The organism is bacterium, assembly GCA_035528375.1.
Classification (GTDB): domain Bacteria; phylum RBG-13-66-14; class RBG-13-66-14; order RBG-13-66-14; family RBG-13-66-14; genus RBG-13-66-14.
This window is the reverse complement of record DATKYS010000017.1, coordinates 1-6,089: the sequence shown is the minus strand read 5'-3', so window position 1 is coordinate 6,089 and position 6,089 is coordinate 1. Positions and strand designations below refer to the sequence as shown.

Genomic DNA, 6,089 nt, shown 5'->3' with positions numbered 1-6,089 from the left:
GTTTCCGGGGCGACCTCTACATCGTCTGCCGGCTCGAGCCCCACCCCGTCTTCCGGCGCAACGGCCGGGACCTGCTCGTGAACCTGGAGCTCACCTACCCCCAGCTCGCCCTGGGGGCGAAGGCGGAGGTGCCGACCCTCGAGGAGCCGGAGAAGCTGGACGTTCCGGCGGGGACTCAAGCCGGCTCGGTCTTCACCATACGCAAGGCCGGATTCCCCCAGGTCGGGCGCGGGCGACGGGGCGACCTCCTGGTAACCGTCGCCGTCGCCGTGCCCAAACGGCTCAGCCGGGAGCAGAAGAGGCTGCTGCGTGAGCTCCAGGATACACTCGATGATAAAAAGAACCTCTGAACCCCTTGGGCTCTCTGAATAACTCGAAAAATTAGCGAAGACAGATAGGGGAGGCGCTGGCACGCGTTTTTGCCGGGGGACGACGCCGGAAGAATCAAGAGATTGCGAATTCCGCAAAACCGCACGGGACGAGTTGTACGAAGCAAAAACCGTGACAGCGCCGGCGTAACGCCGATACTCGCTCAGGACTCCCCTCGTCGAACCATTTGCCTCCATCCGCGGGAGGACCGCATGACCCAGGACTCGGACAGACACGACGCCAACTTCCTCGGGCTGGTGTACAGCCTCTTCCAGTCGGCGTTGATTCAGATGGGCAAGCTGGCCCACCCGGAGACGGGCGAGGTGGAGCGCGACCTGGCTGCCGCCCGCGCCTCCATTGACCTCTTGGATACCATCGCCCACAAGACCCGGGGCAACCTCACCGAGGGCGAGGACAAGCTGTTGAAGAACATGCTCACCGAGCTCCACCTGAACTACGTGGGCGAGGTGGAGAAGGACGGGAAGCCGAAGGAATCCGCCGCCGAGGAACCGGCCGCCGATGAAGACGAGCAGTCCGCCGACGGGAAGAGTTAGCGCCGCGCCTGAGGTCCGCGAGACAGAGAGGCCGGGTTGGGGGTTCATCGGCCGCATCGGCCGAAAAGCCCTGGCCTGGGCCCTGGACGGCGCCGCCCTGGACCCCGCCGTCACCTCGGTCGAGCTCGCCTGTTACCTGGACCGGTGCGCTCTGGCGGGGATCAAGGCGGTGTGCGTCCTGCCGCGCCACATGGCCGAGGCGCGCGCCCGGATTGACGACCGCGGCTCCGCGCTCGACCTCTGCGGGGTGGTGGACTTCCCCCTCGGCACCCGGTCCGTGTCCGAGAAGGAGGCCGAGGCCGGGAGGCTCATCGCCCAGGGGGCCGACGAGCTGGACGCCGTGATGAGCCTGGGGCTCCTGCGCGCCGGGCGGAGCGGGCGGGTCCTCGAGGAGCTGCGACGCCTCAAGGCGGTGGCCGGATCGCGGGTCTTAAAAATAATCATCGAGACGCCGCTTTTGACCAATAACCAGAAGGCCCGGGCGGCGGAGCTCTGCCTCGAGGCCGGCGTGGACTACGTGAAGACCTCCACCGGTTTCCACGGACCCACGAAGCTCGCCGACGTGCGGCTGATCCGGGAGGTCATCGGCTCGGAGCTGGACGTCAAGGCCGCGGGGGGCATCCGGACCCTGGACGACGCGGCGCGCTTTTTCGAGGCCGGGGCGAACCGCATCGGCGCGCGGACGGCCCCCGACATCATGGCCGAGTTCGACAGCCTGCAGGAACGGGAACAGAATGGACTCGACGTTTAACGGAACCGACCCATGCCGCCCAGACCCCTGAACAAGACCGCCCTGCGGCGTCTGTTGGAAATTGATCGGCTGGTGCGCTCCGGGAGCGATCCGACCACCGAGGGCCTCGCCGAGCGCTTCGAGGTGACCGAGCGGACCATCTACCGGGACCTGGCCTACCTGCGCGACCAGCTCAACGCGCCGCTGGCCTTCGCCCGCCGCGACGACTACGGGGGCGGTTACCGGTACACCGATGCGGTGTACGTGCTGCCGGCCAACTTCCTGCGCCGCGCCGAGGTGGCCGGGGTCCTTTTGGCGGGGAAGCTGGCCGCCCAGTCCCCCGGTCAGCCCCGGGGCGCCGCCTTCGCCGGTCTCGCCGAGCGCCTGAAGGACCTGGTGGACTCGCGGGAGCTCGCGGTCATCGAGAGCGAGGTGGGCGCGTTCGATTATGCCGCGCGCCGCGTCTGGCGGGTGGACCCGCGCATCGTCGAGGCCGCCGGGGCGGCCCTGCGCTCCAGAAGGAGAATCCAGGCCGACCTCTTCGTCCCCGGCGCCGGCGAGAACTGGCGACGCTTCTCCTTCGAGATTTTCCGCATCTGCAACCTGGACGGCGCCTGGTACATCCTGGGGCGGGATACGGACTCCGACGAGCGGACGGCGGTACCCCTGGCGCGGCTGAAGGGGTTCCGCGAGCTGTCCGAACACTACTCGGTGCCGGCCGATTTCAGCTTCGCCGACGCCCTGGCCGACGCCTTCGGCTTCCGGATGGACTCGCCGGGGTACCGGGTGCAGCTCCTGTTCCGCGGCCGGGCGGCCCACCTGGTGGCCGAGCGCGAGTGGCACCCCAGCCAGCGGATGGCCTTCCAGCCCGACGGCTCCCTGCGGCTGACCCTACGAAGCGCGAACCTCGCCGAGCTGGCCCGGTGGCTGGCCGGTTTTCCGGGGGAGGTCCGCGTCGAGGCCCCCGAAGAGCTGCGCCGCCTGGTCGCCGGCAACGCCCGGAGCCTGCTGGAGGACAACGAACCCGAGCCATGACGCGATTCCTGCCCATCCTTCTGATCGTCATCACCGCGGCTCACGGCGCCCTGGAAATCCGCGAGGTGCCGCCGCTGGTCAAGAGCGACCGGGCCCTGACCGCCGAGCTGGACCGCGGGTGCTGGGAGCTCATCTACGCCCTGGAGGGCGGTGGGAGCGCCGCGGAGGTTTCCTCGCGCCTGGCCCACCTCACCGACTCCTACCCCGAGCGGCTGCGCAGCGGCAGTTACGCCTACCAGCTCGCGGTGGGGCGCCTGGCCTTCGCCACGGGCGACCTGGACCGGGCGCGGGAGGCGATGAAGCGGGCGGTGGAGGTGAACCCGGCGGCGGCCGAGCCCTGGGCCTGGATCGCCGCCGTCGAGCTCAAGCTCGGGCGGGTCGAGGCGGCGCTTTCGGCGGCCCACACCGCCCTCGAGATGGACCCCCTCCAGCCCGTGGCCCGCGAGGTGGCCCAAGGGGCGCTGGCCCTCCTGTCCAACTCCTCGGGCACCTTCTCCTCGGGGGACCCCGAGGCGGTGGAGGAGCTTCTGGCCGGGGACCGTTCCTTCGCCCGGGGGGATTACGCGGAGGCGTCGCGGTCCTACGAGCGCGCCCTCGAGCTCGACCCCGCCTTCGTCGAGGCCCGGGTTTACCTGGGCGACTGCCGATACCAGACCGGCGACTACGCCGGGGCCCTGATCGAGTACCGGCGGGCGGTGGAGATGAATCCGGATTTCGCCCCGGCCTGGAACTTCATGGGCGACGCCCTCGCGGCCCTGGGTCGCACCGCCGAGGCGGTGGAGGCCTACCGGAAGGCGCTGGAGTTGAACCCGGACTACGCCGGCCCGCGCACCAAGCTGCGCCAGTTGGGCGAGGAACCTTAACCACTGCGGAGGCCCTCGATGCTCAAAAGTTTCGCGGAAATCCACGACCGGGTGAAGGGGGCGGCCCGCCGCCGGCTGGCCGTGGCCGGAGCGGCGCACCCCCACACGCTCCAGGCGGTGTCACAGGCGCACGGAGCCGGGCTGGTGGACGCCCTCCTCTTCGGCCCCGCGGGGGAGATCGAAGCCGCGGCCCGCAAAGCGGAGGTGGACCTCTCCCCCTTCGAGGTGCGCGACGTGACCGGCGACGCGGAGACGGCCGCCGCCGCCGTGGAAGCCGTCCGCTCGGGCGAGGCCGGGATGCTCATGAAGGGCAGCGTACCAACCGGCGTCACCCTCAGGGCCGTCCTCGACAAACAGAAGGGGCTCCGCTCCGGCGAGCTCCTGTCGCACATCGCCTGCCTGGAGGTGCCCGGTCACGACCGGCTCATCTGGGTCACCGACGGCGGGTTGAACATCCGGCCGGACCAGCCGACCAAGGCCGAGATTCTTGCCAACGCGGTGAACGCCCTGCACCGCCTGGGGTACGAGCGGCCCAACGTGGCGGTGCTGGCCGCCGTGGAGGAGGTCAACCCGGACATGCCGGAGACGCTGGACGCCGCGGCGCTGGCCCAGATGGGTGAGCGGGGGCAGTTCGGCGCCTGCGAGGTGGACGGCCCCCTGGCGCTGGACCTGGCCGTGAACGCCGAGGCGGCGCGGATCAAGGGCGTGGAAAGTCCCGTTGCCGGGAAGGCCGATATCTTGCTGGTTCCCGACATCCACGTGGGCAACATCTTCGCCAAGGGCTTGATTTACCTCGGCGGGGCCAAGGTGGGGGGGATGGTCGCGGGGGCGACGGCGCCCGTCGTCCTGTTGTCCCGGGCCGACACCACCGAGACGAAGCTCAATTCCATCGCACTGTGCACCGCCGCGGCGGGGTAGGAGGTTCAAGTGGGCTGGGCCGATTGGCTCTTCGGGATAATCATGGCCGGGATGCTCCTGCGGGGGCTGCTCGTGGGCCTGGTGAGCGAGGCCCTGGGCCTGGTGAGCATCATCCTGGCCTACATGCTCGCCGCCGTACTCTACACGCCACTGGGGCGGCTCTTCGCCGTGGACGTGGCCGGCTTCGACTTGAGCGGGCCCATCGCCTTCATCTGCGTCTTCATCGCGGTGCTGGTCGGGCTGCACTTCGTGGAAAAGTTCCTGACGACGCTCATAGACGCCACCATCGCCGGCTGGCTGAACCACCTCGGGGGCGCGGTGCTGGGTCTGTTCAAGGGCGTGCTCATCTGCGCCGCCGTGGTGCTCTTCGTCCACCGCCTGCCCTCGGGGCCCGAGACGCGCCGGGAGCTCTCCGAGGGGCCGATTTCACGACCGGTGTCCGCCTTCGCCAAGCCCCTGGCCTACCTCGTCGAGGCGCTGGCCCCGGCGGTGGAGGACGACGCCTGGTGGCGGCCCGGCCTCGAAGAGACCCTGGGCGTCCACGACGGCGAATGGGAACTCTTGGAGGGAGATGAGGATGGGTAGATGGCTCGTTCCGGCCGCGCTGGTCGGACTCGTATTTATTGCCGGGTGCGCCGGGGAGGAGGCCGAAGTTCCCCTCGCCGATTCCCTGGAGGCGCTCTTCCCCCTGGCCGAGGAGCTGCTGGCCGCGGCGGACAAAATCGAGGCGGAGGGCTTCGAGACCACGGCCTGGCTCGTCCAGGTGGAGGACGTCCCCGCCACCCACGAGCTGGCCCGGCAGGCCAAGGCGGCGCTGCGCGACGCGGTCACCGCCTTCGGTTCCTACGCCGTGGGCAAGCTGCCCAACGACTACGTGACCGGCATGGATTACTACCACCACTTCGAAGAGGTGATGGACCGGATTTTGGTCGAGGTGATGTCGGAGGATGAGGCGAAGTAAAAGAAAGGGACCGACCTACGCGGTCTTCGGGCTGAGCGTACCCCGCCGGGCGGCGCACTGGGCGACCGCGGTGCTCGCCGTCGCCGTCGCGGCCCTGGGGGTCGCCTGGGTCTCGGGGGACTTCGAGGACCCGCGGGCCACCGCCGACGCCCTGGAGGGGATAGGCGTCCGGGTCATCGAGGCCTCGGAGGGGGTGGTCGAGGGCGGGAAATCCTTCGACGTGCGGCCCTGGCTGGAGGAGGTGGACGGGGTTCAGAGCTTCCTGAACTTCGCCGGTTTCGCCAAGGACGAGCTGCGGGCGACCATCCGCGGCCTGGGGCGCTTCAGTGAGTCCCGGCACCGGCGCGACCTGGAGCTGGCCCTGGGCCACTACGGGCGCTTCCACCGGCACCTGGAGGAGCTTCGGGGGATGTGACCGGCGTGGGGGGTGAGTCCCGCGCCGCAGGGGAGGGTGTGCAGGCCCACACGTCAGGTTATTCCTCCGTCGCGTACCCAAATGTAGGGCGGGGATTTCCCTTCGGGCGCATATACCTATCCCCGCCGATTTATCCACGCATTCGCCCCGTAACACGGCGGCCCGCAGAGGGGCCACCCTACACATAACGTTCTATGGCCGTTGGCGTGCGATGACCGTAGGGGCGGGTGTCCACACCCGCCCG

At 69.6% G+C, this 6,089-nt stretch carries 9 protein-coding genes; all 9 read left to right on the top strand.

Translation table 11 applies throughout. The features are described from left to right. Positions 1-350: DnaJ C-terminal domain-containing protein (locus tag VM054_01085; GenBank protein HUT97651.1), on the top strand; the 350-nt coding region annotated here is incomplete at its 5' end. A gap of 231 nt (positions 351-581) precedes the next feature. Next, positions 582-923, top strand: coding sequence for a DUF1844 domain-containing protein (locus VM054_01080; protein ID HUT97650.1), 342 nt, complete (start codon positions 582-584; stop codon positions 921-923). Continuing rightward, positions 889-1,674 (top strand): deoxyribose-phosphate aldolase, encoded by a 786-nt coding sequence (gene deoC / locus VM054_01075; protein ID HUT97649.1) that lies wholly within the window; start codon positions 889-891, stop codon positions 1,672-1,674. The genes VM054_01080 and deoC overlap by 35 nt, the downstream gene beginning before the upstream one ends. Positions 1,675-1,686: 12 nt before the next feature. Next, positions 1,687-2,688: a WYL domain-containing transcriptional regulator gene (locus tag VM054_01070; protein HUT97648.1), complete on the top strand. Its 1,002-nt coding sequence runs from the start codon at positions 1,687-1,689 to the stop codon at positions 2,686-2,688. After that, complete coding sequence (locus tag VM054_01065) at positions 2,685-3,551, top strand: tetratricopeptide repeat protein (protein HUT97647.1); 867 nt, start codon at positions 2,685-2,687, stop codon at positions 3,549-3,551. Before VM054_01070 ends, VM054_01065 begins: the two co-directional genes overlap by 4 nt. Before the next feature lie 18 nt (positions 3,552-3,569). After that, positions 3,570-4,469 (top strand): bifunctional enoyl-CoA hydratase/phosphate acetyltransferase, encoded by a 900-nt coding sequence (locus VM054_01060; GenBank protein HUT97646.1) that lies wholly within the window; start codon positions 3,570-3,572, stop codon positions 4,467-4,469. A 9-nt stretch (positions 4,470-4,478) separates the two neighbouring features. Next, positions 4,479-5,054, top strand: coding sequence for a CvpA family protein (locus VM054_01055; GenBank protein ID HUT97645.1), 576 nt, complete (start codon positions 4,479-4,481; stop codon positions 5,052-5,054). Further along, the gene (locus tag VM054_01050) at positions 5,047-5,430 is read left to right on the top strand and encodes a hypothetical protein (GenBank protein HUT97644.1); all 384 of its coding nucleotides are present in this window, start codon (positions 5,047-5,049) and stop codon (positions 5,428-5,430) included. The genes VM054_01055 and VM054_01050 overlap by 8 nt, the downstream gene beginning before the upstream one ends. Next, a complete protein-coding gene (locus VM054_01045; protein HUT97643.1) occupies positions 5,417-5,845 on the top strand; it encodes a hypothetical protein in 429 nt (142 codons plus the stop codon). Before VM054_01050 ends, VM054_01045 begins: the two co-directional genes overlap by 14 nt. Positions 5,846-6,089: the final 244 nt, after the last annotated feature.

Bases quoted from the DNA above. Each gene is read 5' to 3' on its own strand.
- VM054_01080 (HUT97650.1), top strand. From the start codon at position 582: ATGACCCAGGACTCGGACAGACACGACGCCAACTTCCTCGGGCTGGTG.
- deoC (HUT97649.1), top strand. From the start codon at position 889: ATGAAGACGAGCAGTCCGCCGACGGGAAGAGTTAGCGCCGCGCCTGAG.
- VM054_01070 (HUT97648.1), top strand. From the start codon at position 1,687: ATGCCGCCCAGACCCCTGAACAAGACCGCCCTGCGGCGTCTGTTGGAA.
- VM054_01065 (HUT97647.1), top strand. From the start codon at position 2,685: ATGACGCGATTCCTGCCCATCCTTCTGATCGTCATCACCGCGGCTCAC.
- VM054_01060 (HUT97646.1), top strand. From the start codon at position 3,570: ATGCTCAAAAGTTTCGCGGAAATCCACGACCGGGTGAAGGGGGCGGCC.
- VM054_01050 (HUT97644.1), top strand. From the start codon at position 5,047: ATGGGTAGATGGCTCGTTCCGGCCGCGCTGGTCGGACTCGTATTTATT.
- VM054_01045 (HUT97643.1), top strand. From the start codon at position 5,417: ATGAGGCGAAGTAAAAGAAAGGGACCGACCTACGCGGTCTTCGGGCTG.